The organism is Rathayibacter sp. VKM Ac-2762 (assembly GCF_009866585.1).
Lineage (GTDB): Bacteria > Actinomycetota > Actinomycetes > Actinomycetales > Microbacteriaceae > Rathayibacter.
In genome coordinates, this window is the sequence record NZ_CP047419.1 from 2,417,213 (window position 1) to 2,439,809 (window position 22,597).

Sequence of the window (22,597 nt, forward strand, 5' to 3'; positions counted from 1 at the left end):
GCGGCGTGGCGCAGTCGGCTGGGAGAGTGGCCGGGTCTCGGAGACCGGGGAGCGTTCGGCGCGTCCGAAACGCTCGGCACGCGTTCCGGTCGACGCCGCGAGGTGGCCGGGGGTGGGGTGGATCCGCGCTCGGACTCAGACCTCCGCGACACGGGCTCGCGGCGGAGGTCGGTCGCCCCGCGGGGGCGGGTCAGGCCAGGGTGCGGAGGGCCTCGGCGAGGTGGGGATGCGCGAAGGTGAAGCCGGCGTCCTCGAGGCGGGCCGGCACGACCCAGCGGGACTTGAGCAGGAGCTCGGATTCGGTGCGGAGCAGGAGCGTCGCGGGCTCGAGGACGAAGCGCGGAGCCGGCACGCCGATCCGGCGGCCGACGGCGGCACGGAGCAGCCGGGAGAGCTCGGTGTTGTCGCTCGGATTCGGCGACGCGAGGTTCACCGGCCCGTCGAGGGTCGACTCCTCGAGGAAGCGGATCGACCGGTGGACGTCCTCCACGTGGATCCAGCTGAAGTGCTGACGGCCGCGGGTGCGCCGGTGCTCGTGGTGCACACCGGCCTCGCGGCGCGCGCGCGTCGAGGGCCACGGCCCGTCGAACTGCGGACCGCCGAGGCCGAGCCGCGCCAGCCGCAGCAGGATCGCCGTCGCCGGACCGTCTCCGAGCACGATGGACATCCGCAGCGCCACGCGCCGCACGCCGGGCGTCTCCCCGGCGAAGAACTCCGACTCCCACGCCCGCGCCACGTCGACCGAGAAGCCCTCGCCGAGCACGCCCTCGTCCTCGGTGTTCGCCCGCTCCTCCTCGTGCCGGTAGATCGTGGCCGTGCTCGCGTTCATCCAGACCGGCGGAGGAGTCGCGGCCGCCGCGACCGCCCGGTGCAGCTCCGCGGTGGTCGCCACGCGCGAGCGGAGGATCTCGGCGCGGTTCGCCGCGGTGTACCGGCAGTCGACGCTCTTGCCGGCCAGGTTCACCAGGAGGCGCGCACCGTCGAGGACCCGGGTGATGCCGGCGGTGTCGCCCCAGCGCGCGTCCGGCCCGGAGCGGCCGATCCTCCGCACCGTCCAGCCGTCTGCCGTGAAGCGGCGGGTGAGGTCCGTCCCGAGGAATCCGCTCGCACCGGCGAGGACGACGACGGGGTCAGCGGTGCTGCTCATCGCCCCATCGTGCCGCACGGCGCCGGAGTCACGGGGAGGACTCGTCGCAGGCGCGCTGCCGGGACGCGGAATGGGTGGAGGCGGGCCTCGATCAGCCGCCGAGCGACCCCGCACCGCGGAGGAGACGCGCCGCGGCGAGCGCCCCGGCCAGCCGCTCGGCGAACCCCGGCGGCACCTCGGCGGGCAGCGCATCGACCGGCCACCAGGCCACGTCGTCGCTCTCGTCGCTGACGCTCACCGGAGCGTCCGGATCGGCGATCGCACCGTAGCCCACGTCCCAGTGGCAGGAGCAGCGGCCGAAGCCGTCGCCGAGCGCGTGCCGGTCGAGGTCGAGGGGCAGGACGCCGAGCGGCTGCAGCCGTGCCGCTCCGCTCTCCTCCCGCGCCTCGCGGAGGGCCGCGTCGGCCGTGGAGTCGTCGCCGGGCTCGACATGACCGCCGAGCTGCACCCAGAACCGGCCCTTGCGGTGGAAGCAGAGCAGCACCTGCGCCAGATTCGGCGAGAGCACGAAGCAGCTCGCCGTGACGTGCTCGGGGCCGCCGTCGCGCTCGAGCGCCGACTCGCCGCGCTGCTCGAGGAACGCCAGGTACTCGTCCCGCAGGTCCGCGAGCGCGCCCGCGTCCCACTCCCGCAGCTCGCCCGCCAGCCGCGTCCCTCGCTCCCCCGTCACGCGAAGGACCCTACCTCCCCTCCGCGAGCTGCCCCTCCGGTGCGCGGCACGGCGTGCGTGGCGTACCGGAGCGGCGTCTCGCGGAGGGAGGAGGGACGGGAGCGTCAGACGGAGAGGCCGGAGAGGCCCTCGCGGTCGACGCGGCGGTGGAAGCGCATGCCGGCGAGACCGCCGAGCACGGCGCCGACCAGCGCGACGATCAGGGCGGCGAGCGCCGTCACGACCGCCGCGGCCGTGGCGTCGCCGGCGTCCAGGGGGATCGTCGGGAAGCCGCTCACCGCGGAGAGCGCCTGGCTGCCGCCGGTGATCGCCGAGACGATGCCCACGACGATCGCGACGACGACCGCCCAGGCCCACACTCCGACGCCCTGCTTCGCTCCGCTGAAGCGGGCCATGCGGCCGGCCACGTAGCCGCCGCAGTAGTAGGCGACGAGGAGGATGACCAGCAGTGCGATCGCGCCCGCCCAGCCGAACGCGGCGGGGTCGGCCGCGAGGTCGCCGGTGACGTCCTGGGTGCCGATGACGGCGGCCCCGATCGCGGTGACGAGGGCGGTCAGGAGGACGGCGAGTCCGGTGGCGGCGAGCCAGCCGAAGAAGGCGCAGCCGATCTTGAAGCCGCCGAAGCGGTCGCGCTCGCGCTGGTGGATGTCCTTGCGCGCGGCCGCACGGGCCTGCTTCGCCTCGGCGGAGTCGGGGTCGACGGGCGCGCGGTGCTCGGGGGCCGAGTGCGCCGAGTCGGAGCGGTCCGTCGAGGCGGAGCGGTCCGTCGAGGCGGAGCGGTCCGTCGAGGCGGAACGGTCCGAGGAGGCGGAACGGTCCGGAGTCGCGGAGCGGTCCGTCGCCGCAGCCGCTCCCGTGTCCCGCGCTGAGTCGATGCGCGCCGTGCCGCCCGCCGCCGAGCCCTCTGCCCGTCGCGGCAGTCCGCCGTCAGCCGGATCCCTGTCTGTCGTGCTCATGTCGAACCTCCTGGCCGAGCGCCCCGAAGAAGGGCGACACGCTCAGTCAAGACCCAGGGAGCCCTCGGTGTCGCGGGCTTGACGACAGGACGGAGCGGTCCGGTCGTCAACCCCCTGCGCCCCCTCCCTCCCACCCGCTTGCATGGAGGCACCGACCGACGACACGAGAGGGAGAGTCATGACTCCGGAATCCCCCGAGCAGACACCGCCCGGCACCGAGGCCGAGCTGACGCCGAAGGCCGACCACGGCGAGACCAGCTACCGCGGCACCGGCCGCCTCAGCGGCAAGGTCGCCCTCATCACGGGCGGCGACAGCGGCATCGGCAAGGCCGTCGCGATCGCGTTCGCGCGCGAGGGCGCCGACGTCGCGATCTCGTACCTCGACGAGCACGACGACGCCGAGGACACCGCCAAGTGGGTCCGGGAGGCCGGCCGCGAGGCGCTGCTCCTCCCCGGCGACCTGCAGGACCCGGCGCACTGCCGCGCCGTCGTCACCGAGACCGTCGAGCGCTTCGGCCACCTCGAGGTGCTCGTCAGCAACGCCGCCTTCCAGATGAGCCGCGAGAGCGTCACCGACATCCCGGACGAGGAGTGGGACCGCACGATCGCGACGAACATCAGCGCCTACTTCCACCTCGTGAAGTCGGCGCTGCCCCACCTGAAGGAGGGCGCGTCGATCATCGCGACGAGCTCGGTGCAGTCCGACCAGCCGTCGTACCAGCTGCTCCCCTACGCCGCCACGAAGTCGGCGATCCTCAGCCTCACCGCCTCGTTCGCGCAGGCGCTCGGCGAGAAGGGCATCCGCGCCAACTCGGTCGCGCCCGGCCCGATCTGGACGCCGCTCATCCCCTCGACCATGCCGGAGGAGGCCGTCGCCGAGTTCGGCGAGCAGGTCCCGCTGGGCCGCCCGGGGCAGCCGGCCGAGGTGGCCCCCGCCTACGTCCTCCTCGCCTCCGACGAGGCGAGCTACATCAGCGGGTCGACGATCGCCGTCACCGGCGGGAAGCCGATCCTCTGATCACGCTCCAGGGCACCGCTCACCCGCAGGATTCCGCGATAGGTTCCTGCGGGTGAGTGTGCACATCCGCAGCATCGAGACGGCGGTGCCGACCACGGTCCTGCGCCAGTCCGAGGTGCGCGACCTCTTCGCGTCCCAGCCCGCGATGACCCGGCTCGGGTCCCGCCTGATCGGCGCGGCCTTCGACGCGTCCGGGATCGACACCCGCAGCACGGTGGTCGACGAGCTCGACCGGGTCGAGCGGGAGGGTGCGAGCGTCTTCTACGACGCGGGGAGCGGCCTGGTGCTCGACCCGGGGACGGCCGCGCGCAACGCCGTCTACACCGAGCGCGCTCCCGAGCTCTTCACGGAGGCGGCCCGCCGCGCCCTCTCGTCCGCGTCGATGACCCCCGAGGACGTCACCCACGTGGTGACGGTCTCCTGCACCGGCTTCTACGCCCCGGGGCCCGACTACCAGCTGGTCCGCCGCCTCGGCCTCGCACCCTCGACGCAGCGCTTCCACCTCGGCTTCATGGGCTGCTACGGCGCCTTCCCCGGCCTGCGCGCCGCCCGCCAGTTCTGCGAGGCCGACCCGGAGGCGGTCGTCCTCGTCGTCGCGGTCGAGCTGTGCACCATCCACCTCACGAGCTCCAACGACCCGGAGCAGATCGTCGCGACCTCCGTCTTCGCCGACGGCGGTGCGGCGGCCGTCGTCACCGCCCGCGAGGCCGCGCCCGGCACCCCGGTGCTCGAGCTCGACGCGCTCGCCACGACGCTCACCGACGAGGGCGAGACCGAGATGGCGTGGACGATCGGCGACCACGGCTTCTCGATGCGGCTGAGCACCTACGTGCCCTCGATCATCGGAGCGAACATCGAGGCGGCCGTCGCCCCGCTGCTGGCCGGCGCCGAGGTCGAGCGGAGCGACGTGCAGCGCTGGGCGATCCACCCCGGCGGCCGCAGCATCCTCGACAAGGTGCAGGCCTCGCTCGCCCTCAGCGACGAGCAGCTGGCCCCGTCGCGCGAGGTGCTGCGGACCAACGGCAACATGTCGAGCGCGACCGTCCTCTTCATCCTGCGGCGCCTGCTGCACGGCGAGGCGGCCGACGGCGAGCGGATCGGCGCGATGGCGTTCGGCCCCGGCCTCACCGTCGAGCTCGCGCTGCTCACCAAGCGGGGCGGGGAGTGACTCCGCGAGCCCCTCTCGCGCCGGACCTGCGCCACCGCGAGGTCTCCGAGCAGGAGCTGATGGACGACCCGGACTGCGACCGCACCCTGCTCGACGCCACCTACGCCCGCTTCGGCACCGTGAACCGGCTGGTCTCGGGGTGGCGTGGCCTCTACCGCTCGCGCCTCCGTCCGCTGCTGCGGCCCGACGAGCCGTTCCGCCTGCTCGACATCGGCTCCGGAGGCGGCGACGTCGCCCGCTCCCTCGCCGGCTGGGCCCGCGAGGACGGCCTCCGCCTGGCGATCACCGCCGTCGATCCGGACGAGCGCGCCTCCGCCTTCGCCACGTCGACGCCCGCGCCGCCCGGAGTCGAGTTCCGCCGCGCGAGCAGCGCCGACCTGGTCGCCGAGGGCGAGCACTTCGACCTGGTGACCTCCAACCACGTGCTGCACCACCTGTCGCCGGAATCACTCGCCGACCTGCTCGCCGACAGCGAGAGCCTGGCCCCGCGCGCCCTCCACAACGACATCGAGCGCTCGCGGCTGGCCTACACGGCCTACCTGCTGGCCACGCGACCGATCGCGGCCGGATCGTTCCTCCACTACGACGGGTCGCTGTCTGTGCGACGCAGCTTCACCGCCGCCGAGCTGCGGGCGGTGGCGCCCGAGGGGTGGCGGGTCGAGCGCGTGGCGCCCTACCGGCTGCTGCTCGCGCGGGGCGAGGTGTGAGGACGCGGCGGAGGGCGAGCGCGTCCGGTCCGCTCTGGCTGCGCGCCGCCGCTGTCAGCTACTCCGCCAACTGCGCCCTCGGCACCGCCGTCGCCACCGGCGCTCTCCGCACGGGCCGCTGGCACTGGATCCACCACGCGCTCTACATCTGCACGTCGACGCTCACCGCTCTGGCCTGGGCGACGCTGCGACGGTCGGACCCCCGCGCCGCGTCCGCGCTGGCTCCCGCCGCTGTCCCGCTGGCGGTGATCCCCTTCGCGGGGACGCACGGACGCCGGCACCCGGCGATCGCGCTGGCGGCTGCTCCGTTCGTGCTCGCGGCTCTGGGGCGGACGCGGCGGCCGGCGCGGCGCCGAAGCGTGCTCCAGCGACTCAGGGCCGGGTCAGCCCTGCACTGACGCGCCCGGCTTCTAGCGCGGGGGCTCGACGTCGCGGTCGGGGTCGGAGCGGTAGGAGCGCAGCGCCTGCCAGCCCGCGATCGCGAGGATCAGCGCGCCGCAGAGCATCGTCAGCAGGTTCGGGACCGAGAAGCCGCTGCCCACGACCGAGTTGATGCCCGCGCCGAGCACGAACACACCTCCGAGAAGGTAGAAGATGACCCTCGTCTTCACCGTTCCACCGCTTCCCTCGAGCCTGCACAGGACCCTCGATGCTACCGCGCGCGCCCCGGGCCGCCGCCGCTCCCCCCTCTGCGCGATCGATCGGGGCAGGATCGAGGCATGGAGTTCCTCGATGTCGTCCGGCGCCGGAAGACCACCAACGGCGCGTTCCTGCCCGACCCCGTCTCCGAGGAGCACCAGCGGCTCCTGATGGAGGTGGCCGGCCGGGCGCCCTCGCAGCTCAACAGCCAGCCGTGGCGGTTCGTGCTCGTCGAGGAGCGCGAGACGATCGACCGGATCGCCGCGATCAGCGGCGAGAGCATGACCACCGCGATGTCGAACGGCACGTTCTTCGAGCGCTACAAGCCCTACTTCCGCTTCAGCAGCGAGGAGATGGAGCGGCGGCGCGACGGGATGCTGTTCGACAAGCTGCCGGCTCCGCTCCGCCCCTTCACGAAGCAGGTCTTCACGAAGCGCGGGCAGTTCCTGATGAACTCCCTCCGCGTCCCGCAGACGCTCGGTGAGGAGAACCGCCGGCTCGTCGCGGGATCGCCGCTGCTGCTCGGGGTGATGCTCGACCGCTCCGAGTACCGGCCGGGCGAGCTCTCCTCCTTCTACTCGGTGTTCAGCATGGGCGCCGCGATGGAGAACGTCTGGCTGAGCACGGTCGAGCTGGGGATGGGGATCCAGTTCGTGTCGTTCCCGATGGAGGTGCCGGGAGCGTGGGCGCGGATCGAGTCGCTGCTCGCCGTGCCCGACGAGCTGGAGCTGATGGCGGTGTACCGGCTCGGCTACCTGCCTCCGGAGCAGCGGCGGCCGGCGATCGACTGGTCCTCGCACCAGCGGAAGCTTCCGTCGCAGTACGTCTTCCGCGGCACCTGCGCGACTCCGCAGGAGGGGTGGGACGCGCCGGCCGGGCCGTGACGGGATCCTGAGCGGCGCGGCCGGCAGCCGGAGGTGCCCGCGCTCGCTCCCGGGCCGGCCCCGGCCGACGGGAGATCCGCGACGGAGCATCGACTCTCGCTACATGCGTCGGCTAACGTGGCGCCCAGCACGCCCGGCAGTGCTACGTCCCGTCCGCGGGACTGTCAATGGGGGTCCGGCGTGTCTCCCGCCCGATTCCCCGCACCGGGGTCCGAGCGGATACCGTCCCCCGAGGAGCCGTCCGCCAGGGCCGGCCCGATGAACGAAGGGGGCCCGTGGCCACGCTCATCTACGGACCGCAGAACCTCGAGATCGAATTCGAGGAGCGCGTCCTCGCGCACCTGAAGGTCGCCGTCCTCTCGAAGCTGCGCCGCAACGAAGCCTTCTCGCTCTCGTGGATGGAGGACGCCTCCACCGGACACGGCCGGAGCTCCGTCTGGCTGCACCCGTCGGTGCCGCTGCACTTCCGCTTCACCGAGGCGCCCCAGCCCAAGCTCAACCGCGCGTGGATCGAGCAGATGCTCAGCGTCGCCAGCATGCACGGCGAGCTCTCGGTCCTGCCGGAGCCCGAGGAGCAGCGCCAGGGCTCCTGAGCTCCGCCGCTCCTGGGCCCCGCTGCCCCCTGATCGCACGGCCGTCAACCCCGTCCCCTCTGCGGGGGACGCGAAGTACCGTCGAGAAGACGTCCCCGGAACCATCGGCGGACGTCGACGGACGGAGACGACCATGACGGACACCGCGCGAGCGACCGGCCTGCCCACCCTCACCCCGGTGCGGACGCTCCGCAAGGAGCAGCCGATCGAGCCGCGCCGCGTGCCGGACTCCGTCTCCGTCGGCTCCCAGCCGGTCATCGGCTGCCGGATCGACGTGAGCGGCCGCTCCTTCGTCGTCGAGCTCGACATGGCCGGCATCTTCCTGCGCCAGGTGCGCCGGAGCCTGCGCGAGGGCGAGGGCGGCCTCGTGCTGCTGCGCCACGTCGACGGGATCGAGATGATCCCGTTCTCGCGCGCGACGCCGTTCGACGTCTCGGACATCGTCTGCCCCGAGGGCGTCGAGCCCGCGGACGCCCGCTCGACCCTGGGGCTCCGCGACCGCTGATCCGCGACGGGTGGCGTGCTCCGCCCCGCGCCCGCCGCTGAGCGGGATCAGGCGGGGAGCGACGCCTCGATCAGGTCGACGATCCGAGGGTCGTCGGGCTCGACCGTCGGGCGGAACCGGTGGACCGTGCCGTCGGCCGTGATCAGGAACTTCTCGAAGTTCCACTTCACCCGGCCGGCCTTGCCGTTCTCGTCCTCCGCCTTGGTGAGCTCCGCGTAGAGCGGGTGCGCCGAGCGGCCGTTGACGCGGACCTTCTCGAACATCGGGAAGGTGACCCCCCAGGTCGTCGAGCAGTACGCCTTGATCTTGTCCTCATCGCTCAGCTCCTGGAGGAACTGGTTGCTCGGGAAGCCGAGGACCGTGAATCCGCGCTCCCCGTAGCTCTTCTGCAGGGCCTCGAGCTTCTCGTACTGCGGGGCGAGGCCGCAGCGGGAGGCGACGTTGACGATCAGCCGCACGGGCGGGTAGTCGGCGAGGGTCGACGTGGTGCCGTCGATCGTGGTGAGGGGGATGTCGGCGATCGTGTCGGGCACGGAGGGCTCCTTCGGACGTGGTGCGTCGACGCTACTCCCCGCCGCCGAGGGAACCCCGAGTCGTGGAGGCGGCTCGCTGCGGGTTCCCGCGACGGTCCGGGGTTCCCTCCGCGCGCGCCTGCCTCCACCATGGGGGGATGGCCGCCTCGCAGCAGATCGTCTCGGTCGGCGGGCGGAGGCTGCGGCTGACGAACCTCGACAAGGTCGTCTACCCGGAGACGGGCTTCACCAAAGCCGATGTGCTCTCCTACTACGCCTCCGTCGCCTCCGCGATGCTGCCCCATCTCGCGCGCCGCCCGGTCACCCGGAAGCGCTGGGTCGACGGAGTGGGCACCGCCGAGCATCCGGGCGAGGTCTTCTTCGAGAAGAACCTCCCCTCCTCCGCCCCCTACTGGCTGAGCCGGACCCGGCTCGCGCACTCGTCGCGCGACGTCGAGTACCCGCTGGTCGACGACGTCGCCGGGCTCACCTGGCTGGCGCAGCAGGCGGCGCTCGAGCTGCACGTCCCGCAGTGGCGGGTGGGCTCCGACGGCGAGCGCCGTCCGCCCGACCGCCTCGTGCTCGACCTCGACCCGGGCGAGGGGGCGGGCCTCGCCGAGTGCGCCGAGGTCGCGTTCCTCGCCCGCGACCTGCTGGAGGGGATGGGGCTGGCTCCGCTGCCGGTGACCAGCGGGAGCAAGGGGATCCACCTCTACTGCCCGCTGGACGCCTCCGCCTCCAGCGACCAGATCTCGGCGGTCGCGCACGAGCTGGCGCGCGCGCTCGAGTCGGACCACCGCGACCTCGTCGTCTCGGACATGAAGAAGACCCTGCGCGAGGGCAAGGTCCTCGTCGACTGGAGCCAGAACAGCGCGGCGAAGACGACCATCGCCCCCTACTCCCTCCGGGGGCGCCTCCGGCCGGCCGCCGCCGCGCCCCGCACGTGGGAGGAGCTGGGTGCCGAGGACCTGCGCCACCTGTCGCCCGACGAGGTGGTGGAGCGGCTGCGGAGCGACGGCGACCTCCTCCGCCCGCTGCTCGCCGCCCGGGGTGCCGGGCTCGAGCCGACCCCGGAGCGGATGGCGGGCTTCGCCGCGACGGACGCCTCCTCCGACCGCCTGGCGACCTACCGCAGCATGCGCGACGCGTCGAGGACGCCGGAGCCGGTGCCCGAGGCGGGGTCCGCGGGCACCTCCTCGGGCGACTCCTTCGTCATCCAGGAGCACCACGCGCGGCGCCTGCACTACGACTTCCGGCTCGAGCACGACGGCGTCCTGGTCAGCTGGGCGGTGCCGAAGGGCCCGCCGCTGGAGGGCGACCCGAACCGGCTCGCGGTGCAGACCGAGGACCACCCCCTCGAGTACGCGACCTTCGAGGGCACGATCCCGGCCGGCGAGTACGGCGGCGGCGAGGTGCGCATCTGGGACGAGGGCACCTACGCGCTCGAGAAGTGGCGCGAGGGGAAGGAGGTGATCGCGGTGCTGACCGGCCGCCCCGACGGCGGGCTCGGCGGCGAGCCCCGACGCTACGCCCTGCTGCACACGGGCTCGAGGGAGGGCGCCGAGAAGAACTGGCTCCTGCACCTGATGGCGCCGGGTCCCGCTCACGGGCACGGGACGCAGCGACGGGGCCGGGCGGCCGCGTCCGCCGCGTCGCCCGCTCCCCGCCCCGCACCCTCCGCCGACCGCCCGGCCGAGGACTCCGCTCCGCGCCGCCACCGCCCCATGCTCGCCACGGCCGGACGCCGCGGCGACGTGGACCCCGGGGCCGCGATCGAGATGAAGTGGGACGGCTACCGCGCTCTCGTGCGGGTGCAGGGCGGCACCGCGACCCTCACGAGCCGCAACGGCAACGACCTGACCGCGGCGTTCCCCGACCTGCTCGCCCCGCTCGCCGAGGCCGCCGCCGACGCCGTGCTCGACGGCGAGATCGTCGCCCTCGACGCTCGCGGGCGCCCCGACTTCGGCGCCCTGCAGACCCGCGGCGGGCTGACGAAGCCGCGCGAGATCGAGGCGGCCGCCCGGTCCACTCCGGTGCACCTGATGGTCTTCGACCTGCTCGAGCGCGCAGGAGAGGACCTGACCGGGAGCGACTACGACACCCGTCGCTCGGCACTTGTCGACCTCGTCGCCGAGAACGAGCGCGTGCACGTCCCGTCCGTGTTCGACGGCGACCTGGAGGAGGCGATGGCCACCAGCCGCACCCTCGGCCTCGAGGGCGTGGTCGCCAAGCGCCGCGACTCGCGCTACCAGGAGGGCAGCCGCTCGCGCGACTGGATCAAGCTCACCCACCACCGGCTGCAGGAGGTCGTGATCGTGGGCTGGCGCGAGGGCGAGGGCGGCCTGCAGGGGTCGGTCGGGGCGCTGCTGACCGCGATCCCCGGCGAGGACGGGCTCGCGTACTCCGGCCGTGTGGGCACCGGCTTCAGCGACCGCGAGCGCCGCGGACTGGTCGACCGCCTGGCCGAGCACGCCACCGAGGAGCCCGCCGTCTCCGTCCCTCCGCTCGAGTCGCGCGGCGTGCACTGGGTGTCGCCCGCCCTGGTCGGCGAGGTCCGCTACCGCGAGCGCACCGCCTCCGGCACCCTCCGCCAGCCGGTCTGGCGCGGCTGGCGCGCCGACAAGGCCGCCGCGGACGTCCGCGTGGAGGAGGCGGGCAGCTGATCCTCCGGTCTTCCGACGGAGATGCCCGGGAACGCGGCGCGCGCCGGCGATCCGCTGCGTCCCCGGCACCTCAGTCCAGGCGCACCCCGCGCAGCAGGAGGAGGGTCGCGCCGACCGCGGCACCGGTGCCGATGAGGACACCGCCCGCTCCGGCCGCCGCCGCGAGGACGCCGAGGAGGCTGGGCAGGGCGATCAGCCCGAGGCGGTTCCCGGCCAGGCGCAGCGCGAGGGCGCGGCCGTGGCGGTCGGCGGGGGTCCGCTCGATCAGCCACGACATCGTGATGGGCTGGCCGATCCCGAGGCCCAGGCCGAGGGCGGCGACCGCGACGAAGAGGAGCACGGTCGGCGCGGGCAGGGCGACCAGCACCAGGCAGAGCGCCGAGATCAGGATGCCGCCCACCATCACCCGGGTGCGCCCGAGCCGGGCGGTGGCCGCACCGAGGAGGAGCCGCGAGGCCATCGACGCGAGCGCGCGCACGGTGAGCAGGGCTCCGACGACGCCGGCCGGGAGCCCGCGCTCGGCGCCGAGGGCGGGGAGGTAGACGACGGTCAGGTCGACGGCGGCGACGACGGTCGCGCTGGTCAGCAGGGCGCGCGCGAGGCCCGGCACCCGGAGGAGACCGAGCGTCGAGCCCGGAGCCGCAGCCCCCTCCGCCGCGGGTCCGCGCGGGGACGGGCTGCGGATCCCCGCCGTCGAGACCAGCAGCAGCACCGCGAGGATCCCGCCCACGAGGAACAGCGGCGCCGGGTCGGGCCGCACCGAGCCGCCCGCGAGCACCGGGATGAACGCGGGCCCGATCGCCTGCCCGAGCGACGCGGCGAACGTGTAGTAGCCGAAGCGGCTGTCGAGACGCGTCCCTCCGGTGCCGCCCGCGACGACGGTCTGCTGCCCGACCACGCAGCCCAGGTGCCCCGCGCCGAGCAGGGCGATGCCGAGGAGCAGCCCCGCGACGCTCCCGCCCGCCAGGAGCAGCACCGCGGCCGCTCCCACCGCGACGAGCGAGCCGACGGCCATCACGGCCCGGGCGCCGACCCGGTCGACCAGCCCGCCCACCGGCAGCGCGATCAGCAGCGGCACCAGCGCGAACGAGGCGCCGAGCGCCCCGAGCGCCCAGGCCGGCACGTCGAGCCGGATCGCCTGGTAGACGGCGGCCGGCCGGAGCAGGAACGCGACGGCCTGGATGAGCACGGCGTGCGCGAGCAGGGACGGAGTCGCCAGGCGGTTCCGCACGCGCGCTCCTTCCCGGCGCTCGGCCGAGCACCCGCTCCCCCATCCTCCTCCCGGTGCCGCCGCCGAGTCGCCCGGGCACGCCCGTCCTCCCCCCTCGAGAACGAGCCTTCCGGCTCAGCCCTGCGGCGGCGGCGAGGGGAGCGCGTGCGCGGGCAGGGTGCCGAGGCGGTGCCGGCCGCGGAGGAGGAACCAGGCCAGGCCGATCCCGACGACCGCGGCGACCACGACGACCGCGCTCCAGCGCAGCTCCTCCCCGTAGACCTCGACGCGCGGCCACGCGAGGTCGACCGTCATCGCCGCGCCCCAGAGCACCGCGACGACGTTCACCGGCAGGCCCGCGCGGCCGAGCGAGAAGCGCCCGGGCGCGGCTGCGGGCCACCGGCCGCGGAGCCGGGCGATCAGCAGCGGCACCGTCACCAGCAGGTAGGCGAGGTAGATCAGGATGACCGCCACGCTCGTCACGGCCGTGAAGATCGCCGGCGTCCCGATGTTCACGACCAGGATCAGCACCGCGAGCACCCCCACGACCAGCGCCGGCGCCACCGGTGTCCCGCGCCGCGGGTCGACGCGGGCGAGCACGCGGCTGCCAGGCAGGGCGTTGTCGCGGGCCATCGCGAAGATCAGTCGGATGGCCGCCGTGTGCACCGCCAGCGCGCACACCGTGATCGCGACGACCACGCAGAGCAGGAGGACCGATCCGAGGGGGCCGCCGAGCACCTGCAGCACGATCCGCTGCAGCCCGCCCGACGCCTGCCCGAGCGCCGGGTCGGCGAGGTCGGGCGCCGAGAGGATCCCCAGCAGCAGGATGAGGCCGCCGAGGACGAAGGAGGCGGTCACCGCCCGCAGGATCGCCGTCGGCGCGGTCCGGCGCGGATCGACCGTCTCCTCGCCGAGCGAGCCCGCGGTGTCGAACCCGTACATCACGTACGCCGACGCGATCGCGGCGATGAGGAACGCGCCGGCGTACCCGCCCGGCGTGCTCCCGCCGTAGCCGCTGGTGTCGAGCAGCACGGTCGGCGGATGCACCACGTTCACCGCGAGCACCGCCACCAGCAGCACCGCCGCGACGAGCTCGATCAGCACGCCGACGCTGTTGATCCGGGCCATCAGCCGCACGCCGCGCGCGTTGACCGCGGTGGTGAACGCGATCAGCAGCGCTCCCCAGACCACCGCGCTCACCCCCGCGGAGCCGCCGAGCTGGAACCCGCTCCAGATCTGCGGGAGCGTCGCCTGGTACGCCAGCACGACGGCCGCGAGCGTGACCACGGACGCGGTGGCCATCAGCCAGCCCGCCATCCAGCTCACCGTCGGCCCGGCGAGGCGCTTGCTCCAGTTGTAGACGGAGCCGGCGACCGGGTAGCGGGCGGCGAGCTCGGCGAAGCACAGGGCCACCATGAGCTGCCCGGTGAACACGATCGGCCAGGACCACCAGTAGGCGGGACCGCCGAGCGCGAAGCCGAAGGAGAAGAGCTGGAACGTGCCGGTCAGGATCGATATGTAGCTCACGCCCGCGGCGAAGCTGCCGAAGCGGCCGATCCCGCGGGTGAGGGAGGGGCGGTACCCGAACTCGGCGGTCCCGTCGTCGACGTCCTCGGTGGTGCTCATCGGGCTCCCCCTCGCGGGCGCGCTCGTCGCACCGAGGTCAGGATGCCAGCCGCCGCCCGGCCGCACGACTCCCCCGTCCCGGGCGTCCGCCGGCGGGTGCTCAGCGCTCGCCCCGCTCCCGGTGCACAGGACTCGGGCGGCCCCCGCGGACGGGAGCGGCGTCAGCCGTGCGCCGCGAGCCGGGTGCGCTGGGGCACCAGGAGCTCGAGCAGCTCCTCGACCCCGTCGACCCGCTGCGGCTCGACCGGGTGCCCGGGTCCGCACGGCTTGTAGGCGGGCGGATCCACGTTCAGGACGTGCCCGACGGGCCGCCCCTTCTCCCAGACCGTGAGGAGGAAGGCGCCGTCCCGCTCGTCGGGGGCGCCGATCTCGAAGACCCGGCCGCGCACGATGGCGCACTGCGGCTCCTTGCGCGCGAGGCGCACCCAGAAGGGATGGTCTCCGGTCATCGTGCCCGTCCTCCCCGGCCGACCCGCGGCCGTGCCCGTAGCGGTCGACCGGTGATCGTGTCGTCGGCGACCCGCAGGGCCACGGTACGTCCGCCTCCCCTCAGCCGATCAGGGGGTTCACTGCGGAGCCTCGCAGTGGTAGCGGACGCCGGTCGCGCCCGGACGCGCACGACGGGGAACCACTCACTGCTCGTAGGAGTCCTCGTAGTCGGCACCACTGGTCAGCTCGCCGTCGCCGGGTTGCACGGGATGCTCGCCGGTGAGCGCGTCGATCCGCTCGCGCAGCCGTGCCACCTCCGCCGCGTTGTCCGGTTCGGGCAGGTCGCTCGGCGTGGTCTCGACGATGAGGGCGGCTGCGGCGTTCACGAGGAAGGTGGCGTCGACCGTCCCGCCGTCGGCGCCGATCCCCGTGTACTCGACGGTGTCGGCCGCGCCCTTCGAGGCGAGGGCGACGGCGTACTCGACGAGTGCGTCGGCCGCCTCGTCCCCCACCAGGATCGTCTTGTCGGCGAAGAGGATGTGCTTCATGCCGCCCATGCTCGGCAGCGCCGGCTGCGTGGAGGGAGGAGGTTGACAGATGACCGCCGCTGACGGAAGACCTGGACAGATCGAGCAGAGAATGGCATAGCGGGTTGTCGGATCCGTCCGGTCTGCGGAAGGGTGGAGGCAACGGCGGGCGTCTGCCTGCCGGAGATCAGGGGCTGGAGACGCTGATGGGGAAGCTGCACTACGACGGGACCGTCGAGATCGACTTCGAGGACCGCGTGCTCGCGCACCTGCAGATCGTCATCACCGCGAAGCTGCGCCGCAACGAGTCGTTCCTGCTCAGCTGGCGCGACGACCACAGCATGGGCGACGGCCGCAGCGCGATCTGGATCCACCCCTCCCACGCGCTCCGCTACAAGTACTTCGGCGGCCGGATGCCCCGCATCAACCCCGCCTGGATCTCCGCGCTCACCGACCTCGCGAACTCCGCGGGCGGGCTGTACGTGATCTCGGAGCCCGCCGAACCGGTGCGTCCCCCGGCGAAGGGCGACCAGCTGTGAAGCGCATCGACCTGATCTACAACGGCACCGCCTACACCGTCAACAACAGGAGCCTCGAGGAGTTCCGCGCCGAGGTCGAGGCCGCCCTGGCCTCCCCGACCCCGCAGTGGCTGACCGTCAACTACGGCGAGGGTCGCGCGAACCCGGCGCTCCTCCTCATCACGCCGTACACCCCGCTGTCGATCATCACGAACGACTTCGACAAGCTCAACGCAGAGTACGAGTAGCGGCGGACCTCGGGGAGGTCAACCACGTCGTCCGGTCGATCCGCGCCCCGTACCGTCGGGCAGGACCTCGTCGACGTCGTGCGCGGACCCCGCACGGCGACACCCGATCGACACCGCCCGCGCCCCGGCGCGCAGAACAACGGCCGCGGACACCCGGCCAGGAGCCGTGATGACAGATCCCGCCTTCGCCGTCCTCGACGACCTCATCGCCGCCCTCGAGCGTCCCGGCTCGATCGACCCCGGCCTGAGCCGCTCCGTCGCCGTGCAGGCCGCCGTCCTCCGGCTCCCGTCGCCCCGCACCGCGCACCGTCCGCGCCCGACGAGCCGCTTCACGGGCCGTCGCCTCGTGCGCCCGGGCAGCGCAGCCAGGCGGGCTCCCGCGCGTCACCGTGTCGTGGTCCCCGCCGGTCCGGGGGAGCGTCGCTCCGAGCGGAGCCGACGGCTAAAATGGGCGCGGTGACCGACTCCGACGCTCTCTGCGACCCGTATCTGCGCGGGTATCCGATCGACGGCGTCGCGATCTCCACGCTCGGCAGCCCCTTCGGCGGCGAGACCGTCGCCGCGAGCGACAGCACCGCGAGCCGGCTGGACGAGATCCAGATCGACCTCGGCGAGGGCCCGTGCTGGGAGGCGATCCGCGCTGCCGGCCCCGTCTCGGTGCCGGACACCGGCGCGGAGGAGCGCTGGCCGCTCTTCACCGAGGCGATCGGCCCCACGGCGGTGCGCGCGGTCTTCGCCTTCCCGCTCTCGATCGCGGGGCTCTCGATCGGCGCGGTCGACCTCTACTCCCGCCGCCCCACGTCGCTCAGCGACTCCCTCCTCGGCCGGATCAGCGCCTCGACCACCGCGACGGCGCTGCTGGTGCTGGCCGCGGTGCTGCGCGACAACGAGGTCGAGGAGAGCACGAATCCGCGCTCGCGACGCGTGGTGCACCAGGCGACCGGCATGATCATCGCGCGCTACGGCAGCACGGCCGAGGAGGCGCAGCTGCTGCTGCGCGCCCACGCCTTCGCCCAGCAGCGCTCCGTCGTCGATGTCGCCTCCGGCATCGTGGCCCGGCACGACGGGTTCCCCGACCGCCCTCTCACCGCCCAGGACGACACATGGTGACGATCTCCCGCGAGCGCAGCGTCATCCAGACGTTCGTCGCCCTCTCCGACACGCTGGTCGACGACTACGACGTCGTCGACTTCACCCAGACCCTCGTGGAGAGCAGCGCGACCCTCTTCGACGCCGTCTCGGCGGGGCTCGTCCTCGCCGACTCCACCGGCTCCCTCGAGGTGCTCGCCTCCACGGACGAGGACACCCGGCTGATCGAGCTGCTCCAGCTCGACAGCGGGTCGGGCCCGTGCATCCAGTGCTTCGAGACCGGGCGGCCGGTGATCGTCGAGGACGCCCGCGCCGTGGGCGAGGAGTGGGCGGAGTTCCGGACGCTGGCGGTCGAGCTCGACGTGCTCTCGGCGCACTGCGTGCCGATGCGCTCGGCGGGGACGACGATCGGCTCCCTCAACCTCTTCCAGGCCCGGCCGGGGCGGCTCGATCCTGACGACATCGCGGTCGTGCAGGCGTTCGCCGACGTCGCGACGATCGGGATCCTGCACCAGCGCGCGCTCCAGCAGAGCACGGTCACTCAGGAGCAGCTGCAGCACGCCCTCGACAGCCGGGTGCTGATCGAGCAGGCGAAGGGGATCCTCGCCTACGCCCACCGCACCACGGTCGAGCAGGCCTTCGAGGTGCTGCGGGTCCGCGCGCGAGCGACGTCGACCCCGATCACGACGCTCGCCCAGGAGATCATCCGCGACTACCGGCGCTGACGCTCCGCGCCCGCGGAGCAGGAGCGGGGCGGATCCGCGCCGGCGGCGCCGCGGCTCGGAGCTCAGTACTCGTTCTCGAGCTCCCACGTCGCGCGGGGGTCGACGTCCGAGGCGGGCACCGGTCCGCCCGCACTGTCGAGCGCGTCGAGGCGCTCGAGGATCTCGGCGCTCGACTCCGCCGCTGCGCTACCGGTCCCTGCGACCACCAGGGGGACGCCGAGCCCGACGGTGAGCGTCACGACGGAGGAGGGGGCCGAGTCGTCGGCGACGCTGACCGTGCTCATCCGGTGCTGCTGCGCGAGCGCGAGCGAGTAGCGGACGACGGCGTCGGCGGTCGCGTCGTCGAGGGAGAGGGAGCCACCGGTGTGGAAGAGCGTCGTCATGGTCAAGTCCTCGCAGGGCAGGCGGATGGGCATGGTTCCGTCACCGGGGGCCAGGATGCGGTGCGCTCACGCTACGCCCTGGTCGCTCGCGGGTGCAGGTCTTGCGCCGATGCGCTCCCCTGTCGCATGGTTCGCTCTCGCCGCCGGAGCAATTCCCCCATGGCTCTGAGGCGGCTCACATGTTAACGTGAACACACGCGTCGGTCCCCTCGGCTCGACGCATCCCTCCCCTGAAGGAAAGGTCTCGACGATGAGACGACGCTCCCCGGAGCCCCCTGCCGCCGCGCCTCGGCGCCGCGTGCGATCCCTCTTCCTCTCCGCTCTCGCCTGCACGAGCGTCGCCCTCACCGGCGCTCTCGTCCCCGTCTCGGCGCAGGCCGTCGACGTCCCGACGCCCACCGCGCACTACGACATGTCCCACGCCGGCTCGGCCCTGCTCGACATCTCGGGCAACGGACGCAACGCCACCCTGACCGGCCTCACCGACGCGTCCTTCGCGAACGCCGGCGGCGACCAGGTCGCCCGGTTCAAGAACGACGGCTACGCGAGCCTGCCCCAGGGCCTGGTCACCGGAGCCGACAACGCGTTCGCCGTCGAGTACACGGTGAAGACGCAGACCACCGCCAACCAGTTCGGCTGGGTCATCGGCGACGGCGTCGGCCCGTGGAACACCACGCAGCTCGGCAACCACGTCTTCGTGAACCCGCGCAACCCCGACGGCTCGCCCAGCGGACAGGTCCTCGCGGGCATCCGCGTCAAGGAGCCCACCAGCAACGGCGAGACCCGCATGCCGTTCGGCGGCACGCTGAACCCCGGATTCACGACCCTCACGCTCGTCGGCACCGGCACGGGTTCGAGCACCGTGCTGACCCTCTACCGCGACGGCACGCAGATCTCGACGGCGAACACCACGAAGTCGATGGCGAGCATCGTGCCGACCGGGTCCACTCTCGGCTACCTCGGCCGCTCGCTCTACTCCGGCGACGCGCTCGTGACCGCCGACGTCACCGACGTGAAGTTCTGGGACACCTCCCTCACCGCCGAGCAGGTCGCCTCGAGCATGCCGACCGCCACGGCGAAGGCGTCCGCGACCTCGGCCCTGCTGCGCTCGGACATCCAGCCCGTCCTGCTGGCCGGCAACCCGTCGCTGACCCAGGTCTCCTCGAACCTGACGCTGCCCGCCTCCAGCAGCGGCGTCCCGCTCACCTGGACCTCCTCGAACAGCGCGGTCGTCTCGGCCACCGGTGTCGTCTCGCGCTCGATCGCGCAGAACACCCCGGTCACCCTGACGGCGACCACCGCCCAGGGCGCGACGATCGCCTTCGAGGTGGTCGTGCTCGCCCCGAGCATCAACGACGACCTCGACGCGCTGAAGCTCGCCACGCGCACCACCGAGAACCTCCCCCTCGCGGTGAAGGGCGCCCGGAACGGCACCGACATCACCTGGACCTCCTCGGACCCGGCCCTCGTCACGCCGACGAACACCTCCTACGCGGCTCCGGCGGTCGGCGCGGCCGACCCCTACCGCGGCGGCGGCGTGGTCACCCGGCCGGCCTACGGCTCCGGGGACAGGACCGTCACCCTCACCGCGACGGCCACCCTCAACGGCGTCACCGAGACGCGCGCCTTCACGCTGACGGTCGCCGAGCTCGGCCGCACCGCTCCCGACGCGGGCTACGCCTCGGCGTACTTCAAGTCGGACGGCGACGAGAAGATCTACCAGGCCGCGACCTCGGGCAACGACTTCTTCACCTTCTCGCCGGTCAACGGCGGCAAGGCGGTCATCACCTCCACGACCGACACGAAGGGCCTGCGCGACCCGTTCATCCTCCGCTCGCACAACGGCGACAAGTACTACATGGTCGCCACCGACCTCTGCATCTCCTGCGGCACCGGCTGGGGCGACGCCCAGTCCAAGGGCAGCCTGAAGATCGAGGTCTGGGAGTCGACCGACCTGGTGCAGTGGACCCGCACCAACGGCGCCGACACCGGCATCACGGTGAACCAGCCGGCCGCCGGAATGACCTGGGCGCCCGAGGCGTACTGGGACGACGCCCTGCAGTCCTACGTCGTGTTCTTCTCCTCGCGCCTCTACTCCGACGCGACGAAGACCAACAGCGACAAGCTCTACTCCCGCGTCTTCTCCGTGATCACCCGCGACTTCCGCACCTTCACCGCTCCTCCCGCCACCTGGCAGGACACCGGCTACGCGCGGATCGACTCGACGATCACGAAGATCGGCGACTACTACTACCGCTTCACGAAGAACGAGGAGGGCGGCGCCGCCGGAACCCTCGAGGCCGGGAAGGACATCTTCCTCGAGAAGTCGAAGGTCCTGACCGCCGGGACGACCTCCTCGAACTGGAGCGCCGACCCGAACACCACGTGGCAGCTCACCGACACCCGGATGACCTCGCTCGAGACCGGCCAGGCCGGTGAGGGACCCGAGATCATCAAGCTGAACGCGGGCGACCCGAACGACACCACCGGCACGGGCGACGGCTACGCCTTCCTCGTCGACAACTACGGCGACGGCGGCTACAAGGCCTTCCTCACCTCCGGAGCGGCCATCGCCGGCAGCTCGCAGACGAACCGCCTCTCGCAGTCGGCCGACTGGAACGTCTCGCCCAAGAGCCGCGCCGGCCTCCCGGCCAGCCCGCGGCACGGCGCGTTCGTGAGCGTCCCGCAGACGGTCCTCACCGCCATGAAGAACTGGACCGGCGTCACCGCCGTCGACTCCACCACGACCCTCACCGCCGACGGCCGCACGGTCACGGCGACGGTCGCGGCGGCCGACAAGGGCGACGTCGTCGGCTCGGTCACCTTCACCGGCGGCTCGTGGACCTCGACCGTCCCGCTCTCCGGCGGCTCGGCGAGCGTCTCGGTCCCGGCGGGCGTGACCGGCGTCACGGCCTCCTACACCGGGTACGCGGACAAGCTGGTGCGCACGTCGGTCTCGGCCGCCGTCCCGCTGGACACCCTCGAGCTCGTCCCCGCGGTCGCCACGCGCTGCCTCGCCGGCAAGATCGTGCTCACCGCGACCGTGAAGAACACCGACACCGCTGCCGCGGACGTCACGATCACCTCGGCCTACGGCTCGAAGTCGTTCACCGCGGTCGCTCCCGGCTCGTCCGCCTCCGCCGCCTTCACCACCCGCCTGGCCTCGACGCCGGCCGGCACGGTGACGGTGACCGGATCGGCGACCGGCCAGCCCGCGTTCACCGCGACGGTCCCCGTGGCCGCCGCGCGCTGCTGACGCACTGACGACGAAGGGCCCCCTCCTGCGCTCGCGCGGAAGGGGGCCCTTCGTCGTTCCCGGGTCAGACGGTGGGAGCGAGCAGGTCCGCGTGGTGGGCGGCCGCCACGTTCGGGTGGGCCCGGAGGCGGTAGCGCAGCGCGTTCTCGCCGTAGGTCTCGAGGATCGGCGCGTTCGTCGGGTCGACCGAGAGGCCGGACTTGAGCTCCTCGGGCAGCGGGAGCGAGGGCATGGTGGCCGAGAGCGCGGGATTGAAGAAGAACGGGATCGAGATCCTGTCCGTTCCGATCAGCGGCGAGATCACGCGGTGCAGCGTGGCCTTGAGGTAGCCGCCCGTGGCGAGCTCCAGCATCTCGCCGATGTTGACGACGAACGCGCCCTCCATCGCGGGTGCCTCGATCCACGAGCCGTCGTGCTCGACCTGCAGGCCGCCCTTGCCGGGCTCGACCAGCAGCAGCGTCAGCACGCCGCCGTCGCGGTGCGCGCCCACGCCCTGCTTGGGCTCCGGGTCGGAGGTGCCCGGGTAGCGGACGACCTTCACCAGCGAGAACGGCCGCTCGGCGAACGCCTCGTCGAACACGTCCTCCGGGGCGTCGAGCGCGACGGCCCAGGTGCGCAGCAGCCGGATGGCGACCGCAGCGAGCTCCGCGTGCCAGCGCTCGAAGACCTCGCGGAGCTCCGGCAGCGCCTCGGGCCAGAGGTTCGGCCCCTCGAGGCGCTCGTAGTCGGCGACGCCGGGCCCGGCGGGAACGGCCGGTCGATCGATGCCGATGTCGACCTGCTCGCGGTAGTCGACGTCGCCGTTGGTGAGCTCGGCGCCGAAGCGGGTGTAGCCGCGGAACTGCGGGCTGAGGGTGTTCTCGATCGCGAGCTTCTCCTCCTCCGGCAGGTCGAAGAAGCGGCGGGAGACGGCGACGACGTCGTCGAGGAGGTCCTGGGGCACGCCGTGGCCGACGAGGTAGAAGAATCCCACGTCGTGCGTGGTCTCCCGGAGGTCGCGGCGGAAGGCGGCGGCCTCCGCCTCCCCCTGGTCGAGGCGGGACAGGTCGAGGATCGGCAGGGAATCGGTCATGCACCGACTCTCGCGCACGAACCTGCACAGCAGTCGATTGTTACGACAACCA

The 22,597-nt window shown here is 73.1% G+C and carries 25 protein-coding genes; 14 read left to right on the forward strand and 11 right to left on the reverse strand.

Translation table 11 applies throughout. The features are described from left to right. Positions 1-190: 190 nt before the first annotated feature. The 3 genes from GTU71_RS11370 to GTU71_RS11380 all read right to left on the reverse strand — a co-directional run bounded on the left by GTU71_RS11370 (position 191) and on the right by GTU71_RS11380 (position 2,773). Positions 191-1,147 carry a DUF1731 domain-containing protein gene (locus GTU71_RS11370; protein ID WP_104269334.1) on the reverse strand — a complete coding sequence of 319 codons (957 nt, stop codon included), beginning with the start codon at positions 1,145-1,147 and terminating at the stop codon, positions 191-193. Positions 1,148-1,238: 91 nt separating this feature from the next. Then, a complete protein-coding gene (locus tag GTU71_RS11375; RefSeq protein WP_244230534.1) occupies positions 1,239-1,817 on the reverse strand; it encodes an NUDIX domain-containing protein in 579 nt (192 codons plus the stop codon). A gap of 104 nt (positions 1,818-1,921) precedes the next feature. Further along, entirely contained in the window at positions 1,922-2,773 is an 852-nt protein-coding gene (locus tag GTU71_RS11380; protein WP_208543584.1) for a hypothetical protein, read from the reverse strand. A 178-nt stretch (positions 2,774-2,951) separates the two neighbouring features. Between GTU71_RS11380 and GTU71_RS11385 the strand changes: the two genes are divergently transcribed. The 4 genes from GTU71_RS11385 to GTU71_RS11400 are packed head-to-tail and all read left to right on the forward strand — an operon-like array spanning position 2,952 to position 6,064. Then, positions 2,952-3,791, forward strand: coding sequence for an SDR family oxidoreductase (locus tag GTU71_RS11385; protein WP_104239006.1), 840 nt, complete (start codon positions 2,952-2,954; stop codon positions 3,789-3,791). A gap of 52 nt (positions 3,792-3,843) precedes the next feature. Further along, positions 3,844-4,959 carry a 3-oxoacyl-[acyl-carrier-protein] synthase III C-terminal domain-containing protein gene (locus GTU71_RS11390; protein ID WP_104288444.1) on the forward strand — a complete coding sequence of 372 codons (1,116 nt, stop codon included), beginning with the start codon at positions 3,844-3,846 and terminating at the stop codon, positions 4,957-4,959. After that, complete coding sequence (locus GTU71_RS11395; protein ID WP_244230535.1) at positions 4,956-5,666, forward strand: class I SAM-dependent methyltransferase; 711 nt, start codon at positions 4,956-4,958, stop codon at positions 5,664-5,666. Before GTU71_RS11390 ends, GTU71_RS11395 begins: the two co-directional genes overlap by 4 nt. After that, positions 5,663-6,064 carry a hypothetical protein gene (locus tag GTU71_RS11400; RefSeq protein WP_159940152.1) on the forward strand — a complete coding sequence of 134 codons (402 nt, stop codon included), beginning with the start codon at positions 5,663-5,665 and terminating at the stop codon, positions 6,062-6,064. Before GTU71_RS11395 ends, GTU71_RS11400 begins: the two co-directional genes overlap by 4 nt. A 12-nt stretch (positions 6,065-6,076) precedes the next feature. Here the strand turns inward: GTU71_RS11400 and GTU71_RS11405 are convergent, their stop codons facing one another. Next, positions 6,077-6,277, reverse strand: coding sequence for a hypothetical protein (locus tag GTU71_RS11405; protein WP_104223776.1), 201 nt, complete (start codon positions 6,275-6,277; stop codon positions 6,077-6,079). 108 nt (positions 6,278-6,385) lie between these two features. On the opposite strand from GTU71_RS11405, the gene GTU71_RS11410 reads away from it, so the two are divergent. The 3 genes from GTU71_RS11410 (at position 6,386) to GTU71_RS11420 (ending at position 8,287) form a co-directional block, all read left to right on the forward strand. After that, on the forward strand, positions 6,386-7,189 hold the full coding sequence (locus GTU71_RS11410) for a nitroreductase family protein (RefSeq protein WP_104233823.1): 804 nt from the start codon (positions 6,386-6,388) through the stop codon (positions 7,187-7,189). 275 nt (positions 7,190-7,464) lie between these two features. Then, positions 7,465-7,782, forward strand: a complete 318-nt coding sequence (locus GTU71_RS11415) for a hypothetical protein (protein ID WP_244230536.1) — start codon at positions 7,465-7,467, stop codon at positions 7,780-7,782. A 133-nt stretch (positions 7,783-7,915) separates the two neighbouring features. Beyond that, positions 7,916-8,287, forward strand: a complete 372-nt coding sequence (locus tag GTU71_RS11420) for a hypothetical protein (RefSeq protein WP_104313572.1) — start codon at positions 7,916-7,918, stop codon at positions 8,285-8,287. A gap of 47 nt (positions 8,288-8,334) precedes the next feature. Here the strand turns inward: GTU71_RS11420 and GTU71_RS11425 are convergent, their stop codons facing one another. Continuing rightward, positions 8,335-8,820: a glutathione peroxidase gene (locus GTU71_RS11425; protein WP_244229546.1), complete on the reverse strand. Its 486-nt coding sequence runs from the start codon at positions 8,818-8,820 to the stop codon at positions 8,335-8,337. 137 nt (positions 8,821-8,957) lie between these two features. Between GTU71_RS11425 and GTU71_RS11430 the strand changes: the two genes are divergently transcribed. Further along, positions 8,958-11,462, forward strand: coding sequence for an ATP-dependent DNA ligase (locus tag GTU71_RS11430; RefSeq protein WP_159940154.1), 2,505 nt, complete (start codon positions 8,958-8,960; stop codon positions 11,460-11,462). Positions 11,463-11,532: 70 nt separating this feature from the next. On the opposite strand, the gene GTU71_RS11435 is transcribed toward GTU71_RS11430, so the two are convergent. From GTU71_RS11435 to GTU71_RS11450, 4 genes are all read right to left on the reverse strand, one after another. After that, positions 11,533-12,693, reverse strand: coding sequence for an MFS transporter (locus tag GTU71_RS11435; protein WP_159940156.1), 1,161 nt, complete (start codon positions 12,691-12,693; stop codon positions 11,533-11,535). Positions 12,694-12,807: 114 nt separating this feature from the next. Then, complete coding sequence (locus tag GTU71_RS11440) at positions 12,808-14,298, reverse strand: amino acid permease (protein WP_159940158.1); 1,491 nt, start codon at positions 14,296-14,298, stop codon at positions 12,808-12,810. A 161-nt stretch (positions 14,299-14,459) separates the two neighbouring features. Then, complete coding sequence (locus GTU71_RS11445) at positions 14,460-14,747, reverse strand: hypothetical protein (protein WP_104223782.1); 288 nt, start codon at positions 14,745-14,747, stop codon at positions 14,460-14,462. Between the two features lie 183 nt (positions 14,748-14,930). Then, positions 14,931-15,275: a hypothetical protein gene (locus tag GTU71_RS11450; RefSeq protein WP_104326059.1), complete on the reverse strand. Its 345-nt coding sequence runs from the start codon at positions 15,273-15,275 to the stop codon at positions 14,931-14,933. Between the two features lie 185 nt (positions 15,276-15,460). Between GTU71_RS11450 and GTU71_RS11455 the strand changes: the two genes are divergently transcribed. The 5 genes from GTU71_RS11455 (at position 15,461) to GTU71_RS11475 (ending at position 17,834) form a co-directional block, all read left to right on the forward strand. Continuing rightward, positions 15,461-15,793, forward strand: coding sequence for an ATP-dependent DNA ligase (locus GTU71_RS11455; protein WP_104223784.1), 333 nt, complete (start codon positions 15,461-15,463; stop codon positions 15,791-15,793). After that, a complete protein-coding gene (locus GTU71_RS11460) occupies positions 15,790-16,020 on the forward strand; it encodes a hypothetical protein (RefSeq protein ID WP_104282666.1) in 231 nt (76 codons plus the stop codon). Before GTU71_RS11455 ends, GTU71_RS11460 begins: the two co-directional genes overlap by 4 nt. A gap of 169 nt (positions 16,021-16,189) precedes the next feature. Further along, a complete protein-coding gene (locus GTU71_RS11465) occupies positions 16,190-16,480 on the forward strand; it encodes a hypothetical protein (RefSeq protein WP_159940160.1) in 291 nt (96 codons plus the stop codon). Next, the gene (locus tag GTU71_RS11470) at positions 16,477-17,130 is read left to right on the forward strand and encodes a GAF and ANTAR domain-containing protein (RefSeq protein ID WP_104351715.1); all 654 of its coding nucleotides are present in this window, start codon (positions 16,477-16,479) and stop codon (positions 17,128-17,130) included. Before GTU71_RS11465 ends, GTU71_RS11470 begins: the two co-directional genes overlap by 4 nt. After that, on the forward strand, positions 17,124-17,834 hold the full coding sequence (locus tag GTU71_RS11475; protein ID WP_159940162.1) for a GAF and ANTAR domain-containing protein: 711 nt from the start codon (positions 17,124-17,126) through the stop codon (positions 17,832-17,834). The genes GTU71_RS11470 and GTU71_RS11475 overlap by 7 nt, the downstream gene beginning before the upstream one ends. A gap of 62 nt (positions 17,835-17,896) precedes the next feature. Here GTU71_RS11475 and GTU71_RS11480 read toward each other — a convergent pair whose 3' ends face one another. Continuing rightward, entirely contained in the window at positions 17,897-18,217 is a 321-nt protein-coding gene (locus GTU71_RS11480; protein WP_104239020.1) for a hypothetical protein, read from the reverse strand. Between the two features lie 298 nt (positions 18,218-18,515). Here GTU71_RS11480 and GTU71_RS11485 point away from each other — a divergent pair, with 298 nt between their 5' ends. Next, positions 18,516-21,473 (forward strand): immunoglobulin-like domain-containing protein, encoded by a 2,958-nt coding sequence (locus GTU71_RS11485; RefSeq protein ID WP_244230537.1) that lies wholly within the window; start codon positions 18,516-18,518, stop codon positions 21,471-21,473. A gap of 64 nt (positions 21,474-21,537) precedes the next feature. Here the strand turns inward: GTU71_RS11485 and GTU71_RS11490 are convergent, their stop codons facing one another. Continuing rightward, entirely contained in the window at positions 21,538-22,545 is a 1,008-nt protein-coding gene (locus GTU71_RS11490; protein WP_159940164.1) for a 2-oxoglutarate and iron-dependent oxygenase domain-containing protein, read from the reverse strand. Positions 22,546-22,597 lie beyond the last annotated feature (52 nt).